Consider the following 19,261-nt stretch of genomic DNA (forward strand, 5'->3'; position numbering starts at 1 on the left):
CCCGAGCCCTCCGATGCCGAGCCCCCCGATCCCGATCCCTCCGATCCCCCCGTTCCCCGAGTTCGGCCATGCTGTCGGCCGGGCGCTGGACGAGTGCCGGGCGGTGGTCGCCGACTTCCGCCGCGCCCCGACCGCACCGCGTCTGAAGAACAACGTGTTCGGCGGGGTGGAACCGGTCTGCGACCTTGACCTGCGCCTCCAACGCCTGCTGATCGACGCGGCACGCGAGCGCCGGCCCGACCTCCCGGTCGTCGCGGAGGAGGAGCGCGGCACGCTGGAGCCGACCCCGGACCGCTGTCTGCTGATCGATCCGCTGGACGGCACCGCGCCCTTCCTGGCCGGCTCCGACAGCTACGCCATCGGCGTCTGTCTCGTCGACGGCGGCCGTCCCGTCGCCTCCGTGCTCGACCTGCCCGCCTACCGGGTGAGGCTGACCGCCGTGGCCGGCGCCCTGCACGTGGACGGGGACGTCGACGTCCTGCCGTGGTTCGGACCGCGCTGTGTGCTGACCGGCCCGCGGCACGTCGGCCGAGTCCGCGAAGCGCTGGCGCGGCACCGGCTGGACGGGTACGAGGTACGGCCGGTGCCCACGGCCGGGGTCAAGCTCGCGCTGGTCGCCCTGGCCCGCGCCGGGGCGGGCGTCCTGCCGCCGCGGGCCGGGATCGCCGCGCCCTGGGACCACGCGCCGGGAGCGGTGGCCGTCGTCGCGGCCGGCGGAGGGTTCCGCACCGCGACCGACGACGACGGCACGGCGGTCCGGCCCGCCGTCCTGGACGCATGGCTGGCCACAGCGGCAGGCGCGGACGCTCCCCGGCGGCTCGGCCGTCTGCTGTCGCCGCCGCCGACAAGAAAGGCAGGCACGTGATGCGCTCCCTGTCCACGGTCACCGACGGCCTGCGGGGCACGCCCGGGCCCGACTGGTCCGAACGCGACCTGCTCGCCGTCCTCACGGGACTCGCCTCCGGCGACGAGCGGGCGGTCCTCGTCGGCCACGACGGCCGCGCGGGCTCCCGCGAACTGGCCCACCTGGCCGCGGACTTCCTGGCCCACCGAGGCGTGCGGTGCGTCCTCGCCACGGGCCCGGCGCCCACGCCCGCCCTGGGCCGCCTGGTCCACGACGACCCGGACCTGCGGGCCGCGGTCGTCCTGACGGCGAGCCACAACCCGCCGGGCTACTTCGGCGTCAAACTGCGCGACGCACACGGACACGGCTGCACGGCGGGAGCGGGCGCGGCCCCCGGAGACGTCACCCTCGACATCCCCCGCCACGCCCATCGGACCCTCGACGTGCTGGAGCCCTACACCCGTGCCGTCGGCCGGCCGCTCGTGGACGCCGCCGCCCGTTTCGACGGCGCCCTGATCGTCGACGCCGCCCACGGAGCGGTCGGCGAGCTGGCCGGACGACTGCCGGAACTGACGTTCTCCCGGGCCCGGCCGCTGCCCTTCTTCGCCGGCCGGACCCCCGACCCCACCCTGCGCCCCCAGGCCGACGCCTGCGCGGACCGCGCCCTGCGCGCAGCGGGGGAACCGGGCGGCGGGATGGTGGCGATGGTCGACGGCGACGGCGACCGCCTGGTCCTGTACACCCGGCGCTCCCGCACCGTGGGCAGCGCGGAACAGGCCGCGATCCTGCTGCGCGCGGGCCTGCCCGTGCGACGGCTGATCACCACGGACGTGGCGCCGCTCATGATCTCCCGAGTGGCGGCCGGGACCGGCCGCGAGGTCGCGGTGAGCCGGACCGAGGTCGGTTTCAAGCACGTCCTCGCCGCCTGGCGGTCCGACCGCGCCGCCGTGCTGGGACTGGAACCCAACGGAGCCCTGGTCTGGTCGGGAACGAGCGGGGACGACTACTTCGAGCGGGACAGCCTGGCCGCGCTGTCGCTGCTGCTCCGCACCTTCCCCGGCTGCGCGGCGGTCGACGACGCGGTGGCGGAGCTACGGCGGCTCCACCCCTACCGGCAGTTCACCCGGGCGCTGCGACGGCCGGCCGACGAGGTGCTGTCCGACGTCCGCGCCCTGCTGCCGGGCTGGCGTCGGGACCGGTGCGGCCGGGCCGACTCCACGGCCGTCTTCGAGGACGGCCGGCACGGCCGGGTGGCGGTCCGGCCGTCCGCGACCGAACCCTGCACCCGGCTCTATATGGAGACCGACCCCGAGACCGCGGACCGGCTGCTGACCGGCCTGCGCGGCTGACCCGTCGCCACGCCCGCGCGCGGGTTCACGCGACCGGTGCGAGCAGCCCCGCCGCGACGAGCCCGGCCAGGCCCATGTCGGCGTCGGTGAGGTCGCCGGTGAGCACGTGCCGTACGTAGTCGGCCCTCGGGAGGACGACCGGCTCGATGAACTCCGCCGCGTCCGGGCTCGGCGCGGCCACTCTGCGGCAGTCCCGGGCGAGCACCGCGTGCCGGACGTGGGTCGCGTACGAGGCGAGGTAGGTCTTCATGACCACCTCGACGCTCCCGGCCCGGTAGCCGGTCTCCTCGAGGAGCTCCCGGGCCGCCGCGGCCTCGACCGTCTCGTCCGGCTCGACGACTCCTCCGGGGAGTTCGTCGAGGACCCGTCCCGGGCCTGGCCGGAACTGGCGGGCGAGCAGTCCCTGTCCGTCCTCGGTGAAGGCGACGACCGCGACGGTACGCGGCCCGCAGAGGATGTCCCAGTGGTCCTGGCGGCCGTCCGGGTAGCGGTAGGTGCGGTTTCGTACCGTCAGGAAGCCTGCGCATTCCGGACGTTCGGCCAGGAATTCCCATCGCAGGCCGGGGTGGCTGTCGTTCACGCGGTGGAGCGTATCGGACTCCCCGGTCCGCGCGGGACGAGAACGAGGCGGGGCGAAAAGGCCGTCTTGCCCGGTGCATGCCAATGGTGCGAGACTCCGGAAACCGATGCCTGTCCGCGAGCCGTTCGGCGAACCGGGCACTGCCCACGCTCAGCCGGCTGATCTCGACAGCAAGGGAGTGGCGTGTTAGGCGCACTGAGGTTCAGGCACGTGTCCGTGGCGGCGACGGCGGCCGCCCTCGCGCTCCTTCTGGCCGCCTGCGGCGGCGACGGCAGCCCCGGCGGAAGCGGCCCCGCCGCGTCCGCGTCGCTCGACCCCCAGGCGGACCTGAGCAAGCAGCGGCTCACCGTCTCGAACTGGGACGGCTATCTGCCGGAGGACCTCCCCGCCCGGTTCGAGTCGGCCGTCGGCCCGCCCGTGACCGTCGCGAAGCACAGCACCAACGAGGAGATCGTCGCCAAACTGACCGCCTCCGCCGACAGCGGCATCGACGTGGCGTTCGTCTCCGGCCAGTACGCGCAGGCGCTCGCGGCGCAGGGGCTGCTCGAACCCGTCCACCACGATCTGGTCCCGCATCTGAAGAACCTGGACCCGCTCGCCGCGCGGCTCGCCCACGACAAGGGCAACGTCTACTCCGTCCCGTACACCTGGGGCACCACCGGCCTCTGCTATCGCAAGGACCTCGTCGGTTACACCCCCGACAGCTGGAACGACCTGCTGAAGCCGCGCGCCGCGGTCAAGGGCAGGGCCACCATGCTGAAGACCGAACGCTGGCTCTTCCTCCCCGCGCAGAAGGCGCTCGGCTACTCGGTGAACACCACCGACGAACAACAGCTCGCCCAGGTCGAGGAGTTGCTGCTCACCGCGAAGGACGGGCTCCTCGCCTACGACGACACCACCTTCGGCGACCGGCTCAAGTCCGGCGAGGCCGTGCTGGCGGAGGCCTGGGACGGCTGGTGCCCGACCGACGACAAGAGGATCGGCTTCGTCGTCCCCAAGGAGGGCAGCGACCTGTGGACCGACACGATGGTCGTCCTCAAGTCGTCGAAGAACAAGGAGGCGGCGCACGCCTTCATCGACTACGTCCTCGACGCGAAGGTGCACTCCTGGGTCGCCTCGAACATCTTCTACAAGGTCCCCAACACCGCCGCCATGGCCGAACTCGACCCGGCCCTGCTGAAGAGCTACCCGGCCCTCGCCATGACCCCCGCGCAGTTACTGGAGGGTGAGTCCGCCGTCGACCTCGGGGACGCCGCGACGGCGTACGCCCGGATCGTCACGGAAGTCACCGCGGGCTGATGGCCCGCCGGGGGAAGGCGGCCGGGGGACCACGCGTGCGAGCCGGTCTCGTCCTGCTCGGCCCGGGCCTGTCGTACCTGGCCGTCCTGCTCCTGCTGCCGCTGGCTCTGCTGATCGGCTACACGGTCTTCCGGCGGGGCCGCTTCGGCGGGATCGCCTACGAGGACGGCGTGAGCGGCGAGAACTTCACCCGGATCGCCGACCCCCTCTACATCGGCGTCCTCACCGACTCGCTGCGCATCGCCGGTGTCACCACCCTGCTCGCGCTCCTCCTCGGCTACCCGACCGCGTACGCGATCGCCCGGCTGCCCGCCCGATGGCGCACGGTCGCGCTGGTCCTGGTCGTGCTGCCGTTCTGGACCAACTTCCTGATCCGCGCCTACGCCTGGATCGTGCTGCTGTCCAGCGAAGGCGTGGTCAACTCGGCCCTCACCGGCATCGGGGTGATCGACCGGCCGCTGAAACTCCTCTACACGGAGCCCGCCGTCGTCCTCGGCCTCCTCTACGCCTATCTCCCGCTCATGGTGCTGCCGCTGTACTCGGCGATCGAGCGGGTCGACCCCCGGCTGCTCGAGGCCTCGGCCGACCTGGGCGCGCGCCCGGCCCGCACGTTCTGGAGCGTGACCCTTCCGCACACCCTGCCCGGCGTCCTGACCGGCTGCGTCTTCGTCTTCGTGCCCAGCCTCGGCAACTTCGTCGTCCCCGAACTGCTGGGCGGCGGGCACACGGTGATGGTCGGCAACCTCATCCGGGACCAGTTCCTCACGGCGCGGGACTGGCCGTTCGGCTCGGTGCTGGCCCTCGCCCTCATCGCGTTCCTGGTCCTGCTGCTCATGGCCCAGGCCTGGGCCGGGCGCCGGCTGGGCGGCCGCTGATGCGCCGGGTGACGCTCCTCCCGCTGTGGGTGACGTACGCGTTCCTGTACACGCCCGTCGTGGTGCTCGTGGTGATGTCCTTCAACCGCTCGGACAGCCCCTACGAGTGGTCCGGGTTCAGCACCGCCTGGTACGGCACGCTGGCCGACGACGACGAGGTCCTGCGGGGTCTGGCGAACACGCTGATCGTGGCCGCGGGCGCGACCGCCCTGTCCACCGTCCTCGGCACGCTGCTCGCCGTGGGACTCGCCCGCCACGCGAGCCGGTCGCGGCTGCTGCCCGCCCTGTCGGCGCTGCCCGCCGTCCTGCCGGACATCGTGCTGGCGATCGGCCTGCTGGCCTTCTACTCGCTCGTCTCGGCCACCCTCGGCCTGTACTCGGTGCTGCTCGCCCACACGGTCTTCGGCCTCGCCTTCGTCACGGCCGTGGTCCGCACCCGGATCGCCCACGTCGACCCCTCCCTGGAGGAGGCATCGCGCGACCTCGGCGCGGGCGAGGTCACCACGTTCTGGCGCATCACCCTGCCGACCCTCGCCCCCGGCATCGTGGCGGGCGCGCTGCTGACGTTCACGCTCTCGCTCGACGAGTTCGTCATCGCCTTCTTCACCGCGGGCCCGAAGGATCCCACCCTGCCGATCGTCGTCTACTCGATGATCAGGTTCGGCGTGACCCCGGAGATCAACGCGCTCGCCACCCTGCTGCTCGCGGTCAGCTTCACCGTGGTGATCGCCGCCCAGCGCGTCTACCGACCGACGGAGGCGCTGTGATCCGGATCGATGCCGTCACCCGGCGGTTCGGCGAGGTCACCGCCCTGGACGCGGTGAGCCTCGACATCCAGGAGGGCGAGTTCTTCGCCCTCCTCGGCCCGAGCGGCTGCGGCAAGACGACCCTGCTGCGCGTCCTCGCCGGATTCGAGGCCCCGGACAGCGGCACGGTCGCCCTCGACGGCCGCGATCTCCTGGGCGTGCCCGCGCACCGGCGGCCGGTCAACCTCATGTTCCAGTCGTACGCGCTGTTCCCGCACATGAACGTGGCGAAGAACATCGCCTACGGGCTGGCGCGGGAAGGGCTCGCCCGGGCGGAGATCGGCGAACGGGTCGCGGCCGTGCTCGACACCGTCGGGCTGACCGCACAGGCCCGCAGACGGCCGCACCAGCTGTCCGGCGGGCAGCGGCAGCGGGTCGCCCTCGCCCGCGCCATCGTCAAACGCCCCCGGGTGCTGCTGCTCGACGAGCCGCTGTCGGCGCTCGACAAACAGGTCCGCGCCGAGATGCAGCTGGAGCTCAAACGCCTCCAGCACGAGGTGGGCATCACCTTCCTCGTCGTCACCCACGACCAGGAGGAGGCCATGTCGCTCGCCGACCGGATCGCCGTCCTGGACCGCGGACGCGTCCAGCAGGTGGACACCCCCGTCGAGCTCTACCGACGCCCGCGGAGCCGGTTCGTCGCGGGCTTCGTCGGCGCCAACAACGTCTTCTCCGGACGGCTGCTGCCCGCCGGCGGACTCGACGTGCCCGGCGTCGGCGTCCTGCCCGCCCCGGCCGGCGACACGGCGGGGCTGGTCGGCGTCCGCCCGGAGAGCATCCGGCTCGCCGCGGGGGACGCGGACGCCCCCCTGCACGGCACGGTGCTGGACATCAGCTACTTCGGCGGCTCCTCACGGATCGCGGTCACGGTCCCCGGCCTCGACCGGCCGGTCCTGCTGACCGTCCCGGGCCCGGCCACGGTGACCTCCGGGACCCGCGTCGCGCTGTCCTGGGACCCGGAGGACGCGGTACCGATCGAGACGACGGGAGACACCCCTTGACCCCTTCGACCCCCTTGAACAGACCCCTGACCGTCCTCTTCGCACCGGAGAGCGCCTACGGTCCGACCAACAACTGCATAGGCATAGGTGATGTGTTACGCCGCCGCGGGCACCGCGTGGTGTTCGCGGCAGAGGCGTCCTGGAAGGGCAGGCTCGCCCCGCTCGGCTTCGAGGAGGAGCTGGTCGACCTGGCCCCGCCGCCCGAACAGCCCCAGGAGGCGGGCCAGTTCTGGAAGGACTTCGTACGGGACACCGCCCCCGAGTTCCAAAAGCCCACGATCGAACAGCTCGGCACCTGGGTCAGACCGGTCTGGGAGGAGCTGGTCGCCGGCGCCCGGTACTGCGAACCCCAGCTCAGGAAGATCCTCGACCGGGTCCGGCCGGACGTGATCGTCGAGGACAACGTCGTCTGCTTCCCCGCCCTGACCACGGCGGACGTCCCCTTCGTACGGATCGTCTCCTGCAACCCGCTGGAGATGAAGGGCGAACACGTGCCGCCGCCCTTCTCCGGGTACCCGGCCGGCGACCGCGCGGGCTGGGCCGAGTTCCGTGCCGAGTACGACCGCACCCACCGCGAGGTCTGGGCCGAGTTCGCCGCCTGGGTCGTGGACCAGGGCGCGCGACCCCTGCCCGACCTGGAGTTCATCCACGACGGCGACCTCAACCTCTACCTCTACCCGGAGCTCGCCGACTACGCCGAAGCCCGCCCGCTGGGCCCCGCCTGGCACCGGCTGGACTCCTCGGTCCGCGAGACCGACGAGAAGTTCACCCTGCCGCCGCAGGCGGCCGAACGGCCCGAGGGCAGCGCCCTGATCTACTTCAGCCTCGGCTCCCTCGGCTCCGCCGACGTCGGCCTCATGCGCCGGATCATCGCCTCCCTCGCGCACACCCCGCACCGCTACCTCGTCTCCAAGGGGCCGCTGCACGACGAGATCGAGCTGCCGCCCACCATGTGGGGCGCGGAGTTCCTCCCGCAGACGCGGATCCTCCCGCTCGTCGACCTCGTCATCACCCACGGCGGCAACAACACGACCACCGAGAGCCTCCACTTCGGCAAACCCATGATCGTGCTCCCGCTGTTCTGGGACCAGTACGACAACGCCCAGCGGCTGGCCGAGCTCGGCTACGGCGTCCGCCTCGACCCGTACCGCTTCACCGACGCCCAACTGCACGGCGCCCTGGCGAAGTTGCTCGGCGACACCCGCCTGCGGCACAGGCTGACGGAAGCCTCCACGACCATCCGGGCCCGCGACGGGCTGCGCACCGCCGCCGACCTCATCGAGCGACACGGCCACGAAAGGCACGGAACATGAAACTGCCCTTACGGCTCGGCCTCGGCGTCGCCGTCCTCGCGGCGCTCTCCGCCTGCGCGGACGGACCCTCGTCGTCCTCCGACGGCGACCCGGACGCCCGGGCCGCACTCCGGCTCGCCGTTCCCTCGGCCGTCATCGCCCCCAAGGAAGAGGTCGCCACCTACGCGGTCGGCGACGCCGAGGGCTATCTGGCCGAGGAGAAGCTGACAGTCGACGTGATCAACACCGACGGGTCGGTGGCCGCGGTCCAGGCCGTCGCCTCGGGCAGCGCCGACATCGCGCCGGCCGACGCGGGAGCCGTCCTCGCCGCACGGGAGAAAGGCGTCCCCGTCAAGGCCATCGGGGGCCTGGTGCGCAACTGGCCGTGGCGCATGGCCGTCCGGCCCGGCAGTGAGGTCAGGAGCCCGGCCGACCTCAAGGGCAGGAAGATCGGGGTCATCAGCCTCGCCTCCGGCTCGGCCGGCTACGCCCGCGCGTATGTGAACGACGCCGGACTGGACGCGGCCAAGGACGTCGACCTGCTGCCGGTCGGCGTGGGCGCACAGGCCCTCGCCGCCCTGGAGGACGGCAAGGTCGACGTGCTCGCCCTGTACACCCAGGCGTACGCCACCATCGAGAACACCGGCGCCGAGCTGCGCTATCTCGACAACTCCGACGCGTTCGACGGCATCCGCTCCCTCACCTACGCGGTGACCGAGAAGACCCTCAAGGACAAGAAGGACGTGCTCACGCGCTATCTGCGCGCCTCCTACAAGGCGCTGCTCTTCTCCGCCGTCAACCCCGAGGCCGCCATGCGCGACGGATACCGGGCCTTCCCCCAGCTGCTGACCGGCAAGAAGGCCGACGACCGCATCGCCGACGACACCAGGACCCTTCAGGCGTGGATCAAGACCGCCGTCCCCGCCGCCGGTGAGCCCGAGAGCTTCAAGGACTGGGGCGCGATCAGCGACGCGGAGTGGAACAAGACCGTCGCCTACACCAGGACGGCCGGCCAGATCACCGAGGACGTCCCGCTCCCGCAGCTGTGGGACCCCAGCCTGCTCACGGGCGCGAACGACTTCGACCCCGCGCCCGTGATCGCGAAGGCGAAGTCCGCCGGGTGACCGTGGACGAAGACCGCTGGATCGAGGTCACCGGACTGCACAAGACCTACCGGCTGCGCAGGTCCGAGCCGACCCACGCGCTCTCGGACGTCACCTTCACGGTCCGACGCGGCGAGTTCCTCTCGGTCGTCGGCCCCTCGGGGTGCGGCAAGACCACCCTGTTGAAGATCCTCGCCGGGATCGTCTCCAGGAGCCACGGGACGGTCCGCGTCGCCGATCGGGAGGTGACGGGGCCGCTGCCCGAAGTGGGCATGGTCTTCCAGACGCCCACCCTCCTGCCCTGGCGCACCGTGCTGCAGAACGTGATGGTGCCCGTGGAGGTGCAGAAGCTCGACGTCTCCGTGTACCGCAAGCGGGCCGAGCGGCTGCTCGCGATGGTCGGCCTCGACGGCTTCGAGGGCAGACACCCGCACGAGCTGAGCGGCGGGATGCAGCAGCGCGCCGGAATCTGCCGGGCCCTGGTGCACGACCCGGCCGTGCTGCTGATGGACGAACCCTTCGGCGCGCTCGACGCCCTGACCCGCGAGTCCATGAACGTCGAGTTGCTGAGGATCTGGCGGGAGAGCGGCCAGACCGTCGTGTTCGTCACCCACTCCATCCCCGAGGCCGTCTTCCTCTCCGACCGGGTCGTGGTGCTCAGCCCCCGCCCCGGCCGCATAGCCGAGATCGTCGACATCGAGCTCGAACGCCCGCGCACACTCCGCGCGATGGCCTCGGACCGGGCCGGAGTCTTCGTCGAACGGATCCGCAGGCACTTCGACGCCACGTGGGTGATCGACTCATGAAGCGGCGCCCCGAGCGGCTGCGCAAGCGGCTGCGCGTGGACCTGCGGGAGCGCCCCGAACTGCTGCTCGTTCCCGCCGTCTTCGTCGTCGTCATGCTGGCCTGGGAGTTCGCGGTCCCCGCCTTCGGCATCGACGACTACCTGCTGCCGCGCCCCTCCCAGATCCTCGCCGCCCTCCGCACCCAGCTGGCGGACCCGTTGTTCTGGGGCCACCTCAAGGTGACGGTCCTGGAGTCGCTATACGGCTTTCTGCTCGGCGTGGCGGCGGCGCTGGCGCTGGGCACCGCGATCTCCCAGGTGCGGCTGATCGAACGCACCCTCATGCCGTACGTCGTCGCCTTCCAGACGGTGCCCAAGGTGGCGCTCGCGCCGCTGTTCGTCGTCTGGTTCGGCTTCGGCATGACGAGCAAGGTCGTCATGGCGGCGGTGATCTCGTTCTTCCCCGTGCTGGTCAACGTGATCGAGGGGCTGCGCTCGGCCGACGCCGACCGGATCCAGATGCTCACGGTGTTCGGCGCCGGCCGGTTCCAGGTGTTCCGGATGGTGCGGCTGCCGAGCGCGCTCCCGTTCCTCTTCGCCGGCCTGGACATCGGGATCGTCTTCGCGATCCTCGGCGCCGTCGTCGGCGAGTTCATCGGCGCGAAGGAAGGCCTCGGATACCTCCTGCTCCAGACCAACTACAACTTCGACATCGCCGGGATGTTCGCCGTGCTGGCAGTGCTCTCCGCACTCGGGCTGATCGCCCACTTCGTCATCCGGTTCGCCCAGAGGCGGCTCGTGTTCTGGGCCGAGGAGAACCGGGTGATCGGCGCATGACTTCACTCGGGACGACAGCGGCAGGAGGCCGGCATGACCTCGTACGACCTGGTGGTGAAGAACGCCCGTGTCGTCACCCACGACCACGACGACGCGCGCCCCGCGGACATCGCCGTCCGCGGCGGCCGGATCGCCGTCGTGGCCCCCGGCATCGCCACGGAAGGGGTCCGTCGGGTGGTCGACGCCGACGGACGGCTCGCGTTCCCCGGCGTCGTCGACGCCCACCAGCACTGGGGGATCTACCACCCGCTGCCCGAGGACGCGGCCACCGAGAGCCGCGCCTGCGCACAGGGCGGCGTCACCAGCGCCCTGACCTACACCCGGACCGGCCGCTACTACCTCAACAAGGCCGGCGCGTACGCGGACTTCTTCCCCGAGGTGCTGGCCGCCGCCTCCGGCCGCGCCCACGTCGACTACGGCTTCCACCTCGCGCCGATCTCGCGCGCTCACATCGACGAGATACCCGACCTGATCGAACGGTTCGGCGTCACCTCGTTCAAGGTCTTCATGTTCTACGGCAGCCACGGCCTCCACGGCAGGTCGGCCGACCAGAACGCCTTCCTGATGCTCCCCGAGGACGAGCGGTACGACTACGCGCACTTCGAGTTCGTCATGCGCGGGGTGCAGGCCGCCCGGGAGCGGTTCCCCGACCTCGCCGACGAGATCTCGCTCTCCCTGCACTGCGAGACCGCCGAGATCATGACCGCGTACACCAGGCTGGTCGAGGAGGCCGGCGACCTGACCGGCCTCGCCGCCTACAGCGCTTCCCGGCCGCAGCACTCCGAAGGCCTCGCGGTCGCCGTCGCCTCCTACCTGGCGCACGAGACCGGGCTGCCCACGATCAACCTGCTGCACCTGTCGTCCCGCAAGGCGGTCGACGCGGCCGTGCGGATGAGCCGGGCGTTCCCGCACATCGACTTCCGCCGCGAGGTGACCGTCGGCCATCTGCTCGCCGACATCACCACCGCGCACGGCCTCGGCGGCAAGGTCAACCCGCCGCTGCGGCCCCGCGACGACGTCGAGGCGCTGTGGGAGCACGTGCTCGACGGCACCGTCGACTGGGTCGTCAGCGATCACGCGTGCTGCCGCGAGGAGCTGAAGTTCGGCGAGCCCGAGGACGACGTCTTCCTCGCCAAGGCAGGCTTCGGGGGCGCCGAGTACCTCCTGCCCGGCCTGCTCACCGAGGGGACCAGACGCGGCCTGCCCCTGGGCCGGATCGCCGCGCTGACCTCCTGGAACCCGGCCCGGCGCTACGGCCTGCGCACCAAGGGCAGCCTCGCCCCCGGCTTCGACGCCGACATCGCCCTGGTCGACCCGGGCCGCACCTGGACCGTGCGCGCCGCGGAGTCGGAGTCGACGCAGGAGTACACCCCGTTCGAGGGCTTCGAGCTGACCGCCCAGGTCACCGACACCTTCCTGAGGGGCCACCACATCCTGCGGGCGGGCAAGGTCGTCGGCCCGCCCACCGGCGCCTACCTCAGCCGGTTCAGCCCTCGAACTCGGTGAGATCGATGGCGTGGACGCGCAGCGGGAAGCCGTACACCGGATCGACCGTCTCCCGTTCCTCCGTCATGCCGAGCTTGCGGATGATGTTCTCGGAGGCGTCGTCCCCCGCCCGGGTGACGCTGATGACCCGGTCGAGGCCGCGGTCCTGGAGCGCGAACTCCAGGGTGGCGTGGGCGGCCTCGGACGCGTATCCCTGACCCCAGAACGACGAGCCGAACCGCCAGCTGATCGCCACGGCGGCCGGCACGTCCGGCAGGCCCTCCACCAGGGACAGGCCCGTGAAGCCGGCCAGTTCGCCCGAGGCCAGCAGCTCGACGGCGAAGAGGCCGAAGCCCTCCTCGTCCCACTCCTCCTCCCACCGCTCGATGTCCTCCGCCGTCTGCTCCAGGTCGCGCACCGCGCCGTCGTCGATCCAGCGCATGACCTGGGGGTCCGCGTTGATCTCCGCCATGGGCGCGAGGTCGTCGTCGTGCCAGCGACGCAGGAGAAGGCGGGGGGTACGGATCTCGGTCATGGCCCCCATCCTGCCGAACACGACGGCATTGTCCCTAATCAGGCCGTGGCGTGGGCTCACGTCCGCTTGCCGATGTCGTCCGAGCGGGTCACGAAGCGGGCCGTACCTCCCGTCACACGGAACAGGAACCCGCCGCTGTCCTCGCCGACCTGGAAGAACTGCGAGTCCGAGTCGAAGCTCATCCGGCGGGTGATGCCCTGCCAGGGCCGGCGCAGGAGTTCCGAGCGCAGGGCGGAGCGGCCGTCGTCGCCGACGGAGGCGAGGCCCTGGGCGGCGAACCGGACGGCGTCGTACGCCTCGGCCGCCCAGGGGCCGGGGGCGGCCTTGTGGCGGGCGCGGAACGCGGCGGCGAACGCCGCGGTACGGGAGTCGGCGCTCGCGTCGGTGTAGCCGGTGCCGATCCGCCGGCCCTCGCCGACCGCGAGGAAGGCCGCGCCGAGGACGTGCTCGCCCGCGACACGGGCGCCCCGGTGGGCCGTGCTTCGCAGCGCGCGGGCGCACGCGGCGGCCCGGTCGGGATCCACCCCGGCGAACAGGACCGCGTCGGCCGGACGGGCGGCGATACGGCGCACGGCCCCGGTGAAGTCCTCGTCCGCGGCGACCTCCTCCACCGCCGTCTCGCCGTCGAGCTTGCCGTGGACGGTGGTGATGCGGACCGTGGCCAGGCTCTCCTCCTCGGTGGCCCGATCGTGGACGATCACCGTGCGGGCGGGTTTGACCGCCCGGTTCAGATAGCGCAGCGCCGCGTGCGGGCCGATGGTCTGGGTGGAGCGCAGCACGAGCGCGGTCGTGGTGTTGGCGGCGTTGAGCTCCTTGCTGTCCGCGCGGGTGACCAGCACGGTCAACCGGGCCTGCGTGCAGGGGGGCAGGGCCGCGAGGACCGTCGTGTTCGGGCCCGCGGCGATCACCACGGACACCTCCGGGTCGACGGCGAGCCGGGCGCCGCGCTCCTGGGCCGTGAAGAAGGCCCTTGCAGAGAAAAGCAGTTACCAGGTGAATATTTCCGCGGGCCGAAGCGGGCGAGGTGGCGGACTCCGAGATGTTCAGACCGTGGCCGTGGACTGTCCGTCGTCCCGTCCGGACGGCGGCACCGTGAGCTGCTCTCCTGGTGGGGTATGGAGGCGATCGTCGGCGTCGACGTGATCGGAGTGGTGAAGAGCTGTGACCGAGTATGAGGTGGACCGCGCCCTGCGGCTGGCCGTGGAGCTGGCCGATCGGGCCTGCCGGACGATCCGCGGAACCGGTACGGCCGCGGCCCCGACCGGTCCGGTCCGGGAGAAGGCGGGCCCGGCGGACATCGTCACGGACACCGACGAAGAGGTGGAGAGGCACGTACGGGCGGCGCTGCGGCGCGAGTTCCCGGACTGGGGCATCGACGGCGAGGAGTACGGCGTCGAACCGGGCGTGTCGGGCGCGCCGCACTGGGTGATCGACCCCGTGGACGGAACGACCAACTACGCGCACGGACTCGGCTGGTGCTCCTTCTCCATGGGCCTGGCCGAGCCGGACGGGAGCCCGCTGCTGGGCGTGGTGGCGGACCCCTGGCGGCGCGAGGTGTTCACGGCGACCCGGGGCGGGGGAGCACAGCTGAACGGTTCCCCGATCAAGGCGGCGGACCACACGACGCTGACGGGCCATGTCTTCATGACGGAGTGGGCGGCGCACGCGCACTGGCCCGGCCAGGACGCCCTGCTGGCGGAACTGGCCGACCGCCACTGCACGGTACGGGTGATGGGCTCGACGGCCCTGTCCCTGGTCCAGGTCGCCGCGGGGCGCGCCTCGGCCGCGGCCATCGGCGCGTTCCACCCGGTGGACGGTCTCCCCGCACTCCTCATCGCGACGGAGGCGGGCGCGACGGCGACGCCGCGACTCCCGGCGTACGACGAGCCGTTGCTGCTGGCGGTGCCGGGAGCGGCGGCGGAGGCCCGGGAGCTGTGGAGCAGGACGGTCAGGCCCGGGCTGTAGCGGGACCGCCGAGCCGGGGGTCGACATGGATCTTGGGGCCCGGTCCGGCCCGGTCCGGGCGTTCACCGGCGAGCACCGCGCCGACCTCGTCGAGGCCCACGGTCGCGGCGACGAGGGGGCGGGGGTCGACGGATCCGTCGGCGTAGGCGCGGACGGCGGCGTCCAGTCCGGGTGAGGCGGACAGGACGCCGACCGCGGTGACGTCCTTGAGGACGAGGGAACGCGTGTCGATCCTGCTCGGCACGCCGGCCAGCCCGATGTACACGAGCCGCCCGCCCGGCTCGACCGACTCCAGTGCCCACTGCGGCAGTTCGACGGCGTTGGTGGCGTCGACGACAGCGTCGAAGGGCAGGTCCGGCACGGACGTCCGGGTCCAGGCATGCTCGAAGCCGAGCGTGCGGGCGAAGGCGAGCGAGTCCTCGGCCTGGCCCAACAGGTGGACCTCCGTGCCGGCCGCGCGCAGGAACATCGCGACCAGCAGTCCGATGGTGCCGGGACCCAGGACCAGGGCGCGGTCTCCGGCGCCGGTCGCGGTGGCCCGAGCGGCGCGCAGGGCGTTGCCGCCCGGCTCCACCAGGGCGCCGAGCACGGCGTCCACGGAGTCGGGCAGGGCGTGCAACGACGAGGCGGGCACGGCGAGTTGCTCGGCCAGCGCGCCGGGCCGGTCGCCGCGGATGCCGACCTCCTGCCGCTTCTCGCACACATGCTGCCGGCCCCGGCGGCAGCGGCGGCAGGCGCCGCAGCCCAGCATGGTGTCGCCCATGACCCGTCGACCGAGCCAGCCGGCGTCCACGCCGTCCCCGACCGACGCCACCCGGCCGGACCACTCGTGGCCCAGCCGCATCGGATAGTCGGCGTGACCCTGGTGGAGGTAGGCCATCGCGCCGGTGAAGAACTCCATGTCGGTGCCGCACACGCCGACCCGCTCGACGTCGACGACGACCTCGCCGGGGTCCGCCACCGGCGCCGGGACCTCCTGGACCTCGTACGCGCCGGGGGCGGTCAGCATGAACGCGCGCATACGGCGGGAGCTCACCGGGGCCCGAGCACGTGCTGGCGCTGGGCGCCGAGGTGCTGGATGCCCAGTTCCATCACGTCGCCCGGCCGGAGATACACGGGCGGATTGAGGCCCATGCCGACGCCGGGCGGCGTGCCGGTGTTGATCAGGTCGCCGGGCTCCAGGACGAGGAACTGGCTGAGGTGGTGCACGATGAAGTACGGGTCGAAGATCATCGTCTTGGTGCTGCCGCTCTGCCGGCGCACCCCGTTGACGTCCAGCCACATCTCCAGCGCGAGGACGTCGTCGATCTCGTCGGCGGTGGCGAGCCACGGGCCCGCCGGGTTGAAGGTCTCGGCCGACTTGCCCTTCGCCCACTGCCCGCCCCGCTCCAGCTGGAACGCACGCTCGCTGACGTCGTTGACGACGAGGTAGCCGGCGATGGCGTCGCGTGCCTCGTCCACCGAGTCGAGGTAGCTGGTGCGGCGGCCGATGACGATGCCCAGCTCCACCTCCCAGTCCGTCTTGGTCGAGCCGCGCGGGATGCGTACGTCGTCGTCGGGGCCGATGAGCGTGTTGGGCGACTTGGTGAACAGGATCGGCTCGTCGGGCACGGGCATGCCGCTCTCGGCCGCGTGGTCGCGGTAGTTCAGCCCGATGCACAGGAGCTGGTGCGGACGCGCGATGGGCGCGCCGACGCGCTCCCCGGCGAAGCGGGACACCCGGCCCGCCGCCGCCCGCTCGGCCACGACGGGACGGACGCGGTCGATGCCGCCCGACCCGAAGAACGCCTCGTCGAAGTCGGTGACGACGTCGGAGAGATCGACGTAGGTCTCGTCGTCGACGCGGGCGACGGGCTTCTCGGCGCCGGGGGCGCCGATGCGCATGAGGTACACGGGGTCGGACTCCAGGGTTCGGTCGATGAAGGGGACGGGGCTTCAGGAATGCGGCTCGGCGAGGGGGCCGAGGAGGGAGCGGATCTCGTCGAGTGCGTCGACGAGGGTGGTCAGCGGCGTCCGGTAGACGAGGGCGCTGACGCTCACGGCTCCGGACGGGGTCGTCGGCGAGGTGAGATACACCGGCAGGGCGAGGCAGTTGACGCCGGTCTCGTTCTCCTGGTCGTCGAGGCCGTAGCCCCGCTCCCGGGTGGCGCGCAGCTCGCGGTGCAGCACGGTCGCCGTGCACAGGGTCCTCGGCGTGCGCCGCTCCAGGTGCGAGTCGCCGATCCACGCCTCGACCTCGGCCTCGTCCAGGGTGCCCGACTGCCGGGCGAGCAGCAGCTTTCCGACCGCGGTGGCGTGTGCGGGGTTGCGGCCGCCGACGGTCGAGGTGAGCCGGACGGCTCCGCTGGGCGGGTCGACCTTGGCCCGGTAGACGACCTCACGGCCGTCCAGGACCGCATAGTGCGCCGTCTCGCCGAACCGGTGCGCCAGCGCCTCCAGCACGGGGCGGACGCGGACGTGCTCGGGGCGGGCCTCGTGGTGCGCGAAGGCCATGCGCAGGAATTCGTCCCCGAGCGCATAGCGGCCGCGGGCGTCCTGGTCGGCGAGACCGGCCCGGCGCAGCGCGCCGAGGGCCCGGTGCACCGTCGGCTTGGGGCTGCCGATCGCCCGGGTCAGCTCGTCCAGGCCCACGCTGTCGGGATGCCGCGCGAGTTCCTTGAGGACCGCGAGCACCCGGTCGGAGCCCACCAGCCGTCCGCTGTCGGGGTCTGTCGATCCGTCGTACGTCTGCGTATGCTCCATCGCGTTCCGAACTTTAGACAGCCGTACCGATTATTGGAAGAGGTTCCATGGTCAGGCTCCGGAGCGCGCAGTGGTACGCCGGTCAGGACCGCAACGCCTACATCCACCGGGCGTGGATGCGGCGCGGAGTGCCGGACGACGCGTTCACGGGCCGGCCGCAGATCGCCATCGCCAACACCGCCTCGGACCTGACCCCCTGCAACGCGCATCTGAACGAGGTCGCGGCCTCGGTGAGCAACGGTGTGTACGAGGCGGGCGGCATCCCGCTGGACCTGCCCGTGGTGTCGCTGGGCGAGACGAACGTGCGGCCCACGGCCATGCTCTGGCGCAACATGGCCGCGATGGCCACGGAGGAGATGCTGCGGGCCAACCCCGTCGACGGCGTCGTCCTGCTGGGCGGCTGCGACAAGACGATCCCCGCCCTGCTGATGGCCGCCGCCTCGGTGGATCTGCCCGCGGTCGTGGTGCCCGGCGGCCCGATGCTGACCGGGACCTTCCGCGGCACGCCGCTGGGCTGCGGCACCGACGTGTGGCGGCTGTCGGAGGAGGTCCGGGCCGGCACGCTGTCCCAGGAGCAGTTCGTCCGCTCCGAGTCGGCGATGATCCGCAGCCGCGGGCACTGCAACACGATGGGCACCGCCTCGACGATGGCGCTGGTGGCGGAGGCGCTGGGCACGGTGGTGCCCGGCGTGGCCGGGACCCCCGCCCCGGACAGCCGGCTGCTCGCGGCCGCGCACGACACCGGCCGACTGGTGCTGGACATGATTGCCGCCGACCGCCGACCGGGCGCCTTCCTCACCAAGGCGTCCTTCCACAACGCGATCGTGGCGCTGGCCGCGATCGGCGGCTCGACCAACGCGGTCGTCCATCTCCTGGCGATCGCGGGCCGGTTGGGCGTCGACCTGTCGCTGGACGACTTCGACCGCATCGGCTCCCGCGTGCCGGTGCTCGTCGATCTCCAGCCCGCCGGCCGCTTCCTCATGGAGGACCTCCACCGCGCGGGCGGTCTGCGCGCCGTGCTGCGCGAGGTGCGCGACCTGCTCGACCCCGACGCGCTGACCGTCACCGGCAGTCCGCTGGTCGACTCCCTCGACGACGCCCCGATCTGGGACCACGACGTCATCCGCACCCGTGCGAAGCCGCTGGTCGCCGAGGGCGGCATCGCCGTCCTGCGCGGCAACCTCGCCCCCGACGGCGCGCTCGTCAAACCGGCCGCGGCCTCCCCGCACCTGCTGCGCCACCGCGGCCGGGCGGTCGTCTTCGACTCCGTCGAGGACTTCCACGCCCGCATCGACGACCCCGATCTCGACGTGGACGCCGACTCCGTCCTCGTCCTGCGCGGCTGCGGCCCCAAGGGCTACCCGGGCATGCCCGAGGTCTCGAACATGCCGTTGCCGAGGAAACTGCTCGAACAGGGCGTCCGCGACATGGTCCGGGTCTGCGACGGCCGGATGAGCGGCACCGCCTACGGCACGGTCGTCCTGCACGTGGCCCCGGAGGCGGCGGCGGGCGGCCCGCTCGCGCTGGCCCGCACCGGGGACTGGATCACCCTCGACGTCGACGCCCGCCGCATCGACCTCGACGTGCCCGACGACGAACTCGCCCGCAGAAGCCCGAACGCGGCCACCGTCGCCGGGTACGCCAACCCCCGCCGTGGCTGGGAACGCCTCTACGTCGACCACGTCCAACAGGCCGACACCGGCGCCGACCTGGACTTCCTCATCGGCTCCAGCGGCTCGGAGGTGAGCCGGGAGTCCCACTGAC

General features: G+C 72.3%; 19 protein-coding genes. 13 read left to right on the top strand and 6 right to left on the bottom strand.

Annotated features, from left to right (window positions below):
* Positions 1–13: 13 nt before the first annotated feature.
* Together ACWD4O_RS40020 and ACWD4O_RS40025 are read left to right on the top strand one after the other, a co-directional pair.
* Complete coding sequence (locus tag ACWD4O_RS40020; protein ID WP_451287961.1) at positions 14–865, top strand: inositol monophosphatase family protein; 852 nt, start codon at positions 14–16, stop codon at positions 863–865.
* Positions 865–2,193 carry a hypothetical protein gene (locus ACWD4O_RS40025; protein WP_451288022.1) on the top strand — a complete coding sequence of 443 codons (1,329 nt, stop codon included), beginning with the start codon at positions 865–867 and terminating at the stop codon, positions 2,191–2,193. Before ACWD4O_RS40020 ends, ACWD4O_RS40025 begins: the two co-directional genes overlap by 1 nt.
* Before the next feature lie 25 nt (positions 2,194–2,218).
* On the opposite strand, the gene ACWD4O_RS40030 is transcribed toward ACWD4O_RS40025, so the two are convergent.
* A complete protein-coding gene (locus ACWD4O_RS40030; RefSeq protein WP_351916152.1) occupies positions 2,219–2,773 on the bottom strand; it encodes an NUDIX hydrolase in 555 nt (184 codons plus the stop codon).
* Positions 2,774–2,983: 210 nt separating this feature from the next.
* Between ACWD4O_RS40030 and ACWD4O_RS40035 the strand changes: the two genes are divergently transcribed.
* Genes ACWD4O_RS40035 through ACWD4O_RS40075 form a run of 9 tightly spaced genes read left to right on the top strand, consistent with a single transcriptional unit; the run spans position 2,984 to position 12,276 of the window.
* Entirely contained in the window at positions 2,984–4,072 is a 1,089-nt protein-coding gene (locus ACWD4O_RS40035; protein ID WP_451287963.1) for a polyamine ABC transporter substrate-binding protein, read from the top strand.
* Positions 4,073–4,107: 35 nt separating this feature from the next.
* A complete protein-coding gene (locus ACWD4O_RS40040) occupies positions 4,108–4,947 on the top strand; it encodes an ABC transporter permease (protein WP_451287965.1) in 840 nt (279 codons plus the stop codon).
* Positions 4,947–5,714 carry an ABC transporter permease gene (locus tag ACWD4O_RS40045; protein ID WP_451287967.1) on the top strand — a complete coding sequence of 256 codons (768 nt, stop codon included), beginning with the start codon at positions 4,947–4,949 and terminating at the stop codon, positions 5,712–5,714. The genes ACWD4O_RS40040 and ACWD4O_RS40045 overlap by 1 nt, the downstream gene beginning before the upstream one ends.
* The gene (locus tag ACWD4O_RS40050; protein ID WP_451287969.1) at positions 5,711–6,754 is read left to right on the top strand and encodes an ABC transporter ATP-binding protein; all 1,044 of its coding nucleotides are present in this window, start codon (positions 5,711–5,713) and stop codon (positions 6,752–6,754) included. The genes ACWD4O_RS40045 and ACWD4O_RS40050 overlap by 4 nt, the downstream gene beginning before the upstream one ends.
* Before the next feature lie 14 nt (positions 6,755–6,768).
* A complete protein-coding gene (locus ACWD4O_RS40055) occupies positions 6,769–8,067 on the top strand; it encodes a glycosyltransferase (protein ID WP_451287971.1) in 1,299 nt (432 codons plus the stop codon).
* Positions 8,064–9,170 carry an ABC transporter substrate-binding protein gene (locus tag ACWD4O_RS40060; protein ID WP_451287973.1) on the top strand — a complete coding sequence of 369 codons (1,107 nt, stop codon included), beginning with the start codon at positions 8,064–8,066 and terminating at the stop codon, positions 9,168–9,170. The genes ACWD4O_RS40055 and ACWD4O_RS40060 overlap by 4 nt, the downstream gene beginning before the upstream one ends.
* Complete coding sequence (locus ACWD4O_RS40065) at positions 9,167–9,955, top strand: ABC transporter ATP-binding protein (RefSeq protein ID WP_451287975.1); 789 nt, start codon at positions 9,167–9,169, stop codon at positions 9,953–9,955. Before ACWD4O_RS40060 ends, ACWD4O_RS40065 begins: the two co-directional genes overlap by 4 nt.
* Positions 9,952–10,770, top strand: coding sequence for an ABC transporter permease (locus ACWD4O_RS40070; RefSeq protein ID WP_451287977.1), 819 nt, complete (start codon positions 9,952–9,954; stop codon positions 10,768–10,770). The genes ACWD4O_RS40065 and ACWD4O_RS40070 overlap by 4 nt, the downstream gene beginning before the upstream one ends.
* Positions 10,771–10,803: 33 nt before the next feature.
* Positions 10,804–12,276 (top strand): dihydroorotase, encoded by a 1,473-nt coding sequence (locus ACWD4O_RS40075; RefSeq protein ID WP_451287978.1) that lies wholly within the window; start codon positions 10,804–10,806, stop codon positions 12,274–12,276.
* On the opposite strand, the gene ACWD4O_RS40080 is transcribed toward ACWD4O_RS40075, so the two are convergent.
* Positions 12,257–12,790: a GNAT family N-acetyltransferase gene (locus ACWD4O_RS40080; RefSeq protein WP_451287979.1), complete on the bottom strand. Its 534-nt coding sequence runs from the start codon at positions 12,788–12,790 to the stop codon at positions 12,257–12,259. The two genes, ACWD4O_RS40075 and ACWD4O_RS40080, sit on opposite strands and share 20 nt — an antisense overlap.
* 56 nt (positions 12,791–12,846) lie before the next feature.
* Positions 12,847–13,776, bottom strand: a complete 930-nt coding sequence (locus ACWD4O_RS40085; RefSeq protein ID WP_451288023.1) for an ABC transporter substrate-binding protein — start codon at positions 13,774–13,776, stop codon at positions 12,847–12,849.
* A gap of 175 nt (positions 13,777–13,951) precedes the next feature.
* Here ACWD4O_RS40085 and ACWD4O_RS40090 point away from each other — a divergent pair, with 175 nt between their 5' ends.
* Positions 13,952–14,755, top strand: a complete 804-nt coding sequence (locus ACWD4O_RS40090) for an inositol monophosphatase family protein (RefSeq protein ID WP_451287980.1) — start codon at positions 13,952–13,954, stop codon at positions 14,753–14,755.
* On the opposite strand, the gene ACWD4O_RS40095 is transcribed toward ACWD4O_RS40090, so the two are convergent.
* From ACWD4O_RS40095 to ACWD4O_RS40105, 3 genes are read right to left on the bottom strand one after another with little or no spacing between them, the layout of a single operon-like run.
* Positions 14,739–15,776: a zinc-dependent alcohol dehydrogenase gene (locus tag ACWD4O_RS40095; RefSeq protein ID WP_451287981.1), complete on the bottom strand. Its 1,038-nt coding sequence runs from the start codon at positions 15,774–15,776 to the stop codon at positions 14,739–14,741. The two genes, ACWD4O_RS40090 and ACWD4O_RS40095, sit on opposite strands and share 17 nt — an antisense overlap.
* Positions 15,777–15,787: 11 nt before the next feature.
* Positions 15,788–16,648: a fumarylacetoacetate hydrolase family protein gene (locus ACWD4O_RS40100; RefSeq protein ID WP_451287982.1), complete on the bottom strand. Its 861-nt coding sequence runs from the start codon at positions 16,646–16,648 to the stop codon at positions 15,788–15,790.
* 42 nt (positions 16,649–16,690) lie between these two features.
* Positions 16,691–17,497 (bottom strand): IclR family transcriptional regulator, encoded by an 807-nt coding sequence (locus ACWD4O_RS40105; protein ID WP_451287983.1) that lies wholly within the window; start codon positions 17,495–17,497, stop codon positions 16,691–16,693.
* A 47-nt stretch (positions 17,498–17,544) separates the two neighbouring features.
* On the opposite strand from ACWD4O_RS40105, the gene ACWD4O_RS40110 reads away from it, so the two are divergent.
* On the top strand, positions 17,545–19,260 hold the full coding sequence (locus ACWD4O_RS40110) for an IlvD/Edd family dehydratase (RefSeq protein WP_451287984.1): 1,716 nt from the start codon (positions 17,545–17,547) through the stop codon (positions 19,258–19,260).
* The last annotated feature ends 1 nt before the right edge of the window (position 19,261 follow it).

The sequence above is a fragment of the Streptomyces sp. NPDC002623 genome, assembly GCF_053592635.1.

Coding starts and splice junctions, on each gene's coding strand:
- ACWD4O_RS40025 (WP_451288022.1), top strand. CDS start 865: ATGCGCTCCCTGTCCACGGTCACCGACGGCCTGCGGGGCACGCCCGGG.
- ACWD4O_RS40105 (WP_451287983.1), bottom strand. CDS start 17,497: ATGGAGCATACGCAGACGTACGACGGATCGACAGACCCCGACAGCGGA.
- ACWD4O_RS40045 (WP_451287967.1), top strand. CDS start 4,947: ATGCGCCGGGTGACGCTCCTCCCGCTGTGGGTGACGTACGCGTTCCTG.
- ACWD4O_RS40075 (WP_451287978.1), top strand. CDS start 10,804: ATGACCTCGTACGACCTGGTGGTGAAGAACGCCCGTGTCGTCACCCAC.
- ACWD4O_RS40060 (WP_451287973.1), top strand. CDS start 8,064: ATGAAACTGCCCTTACGGCTCGGCCTCGGCGTCGCCGTCCTCGCGGCG.
- ACWD4O_RS40070 (WP_451287977.1), top strand. CDS start 9,952: ATGAAGCGGCGCCCCGAGCGGCTGCGCAAGCGGCTGCGCGTGGACCTG.
- ACWD4O_RS40080 (WP_451287979.1), bottom strand. CDS start 12,790: ATGACCGAGATCCGTACCCCCCGCCTTCTCCTGCGTCGCTGGCACGAC.
- ACWD4O_RS40095 (WP_451287981.1), bottom strand. CDS start 15,776: ATGCGCGCGTTCATGCTGACCGCCCCCGGCGCGTACGAGGTCCAGGAG.
- ACWD4O_RS40020 (WP_451287961.1), top strand. CDS start 14: ATGCCGAGCCCCCCGATCCCGATCCCTCCGATCCCCCCGTTCCCCGAG.
- ACWD4O_RS40110 (WP_451287984.1), top strand. CDS start 17,545: ATGGTCAGGCTCCGGAGCGCGCAGTGGTACGCCGGTCAGGACCGCAAC.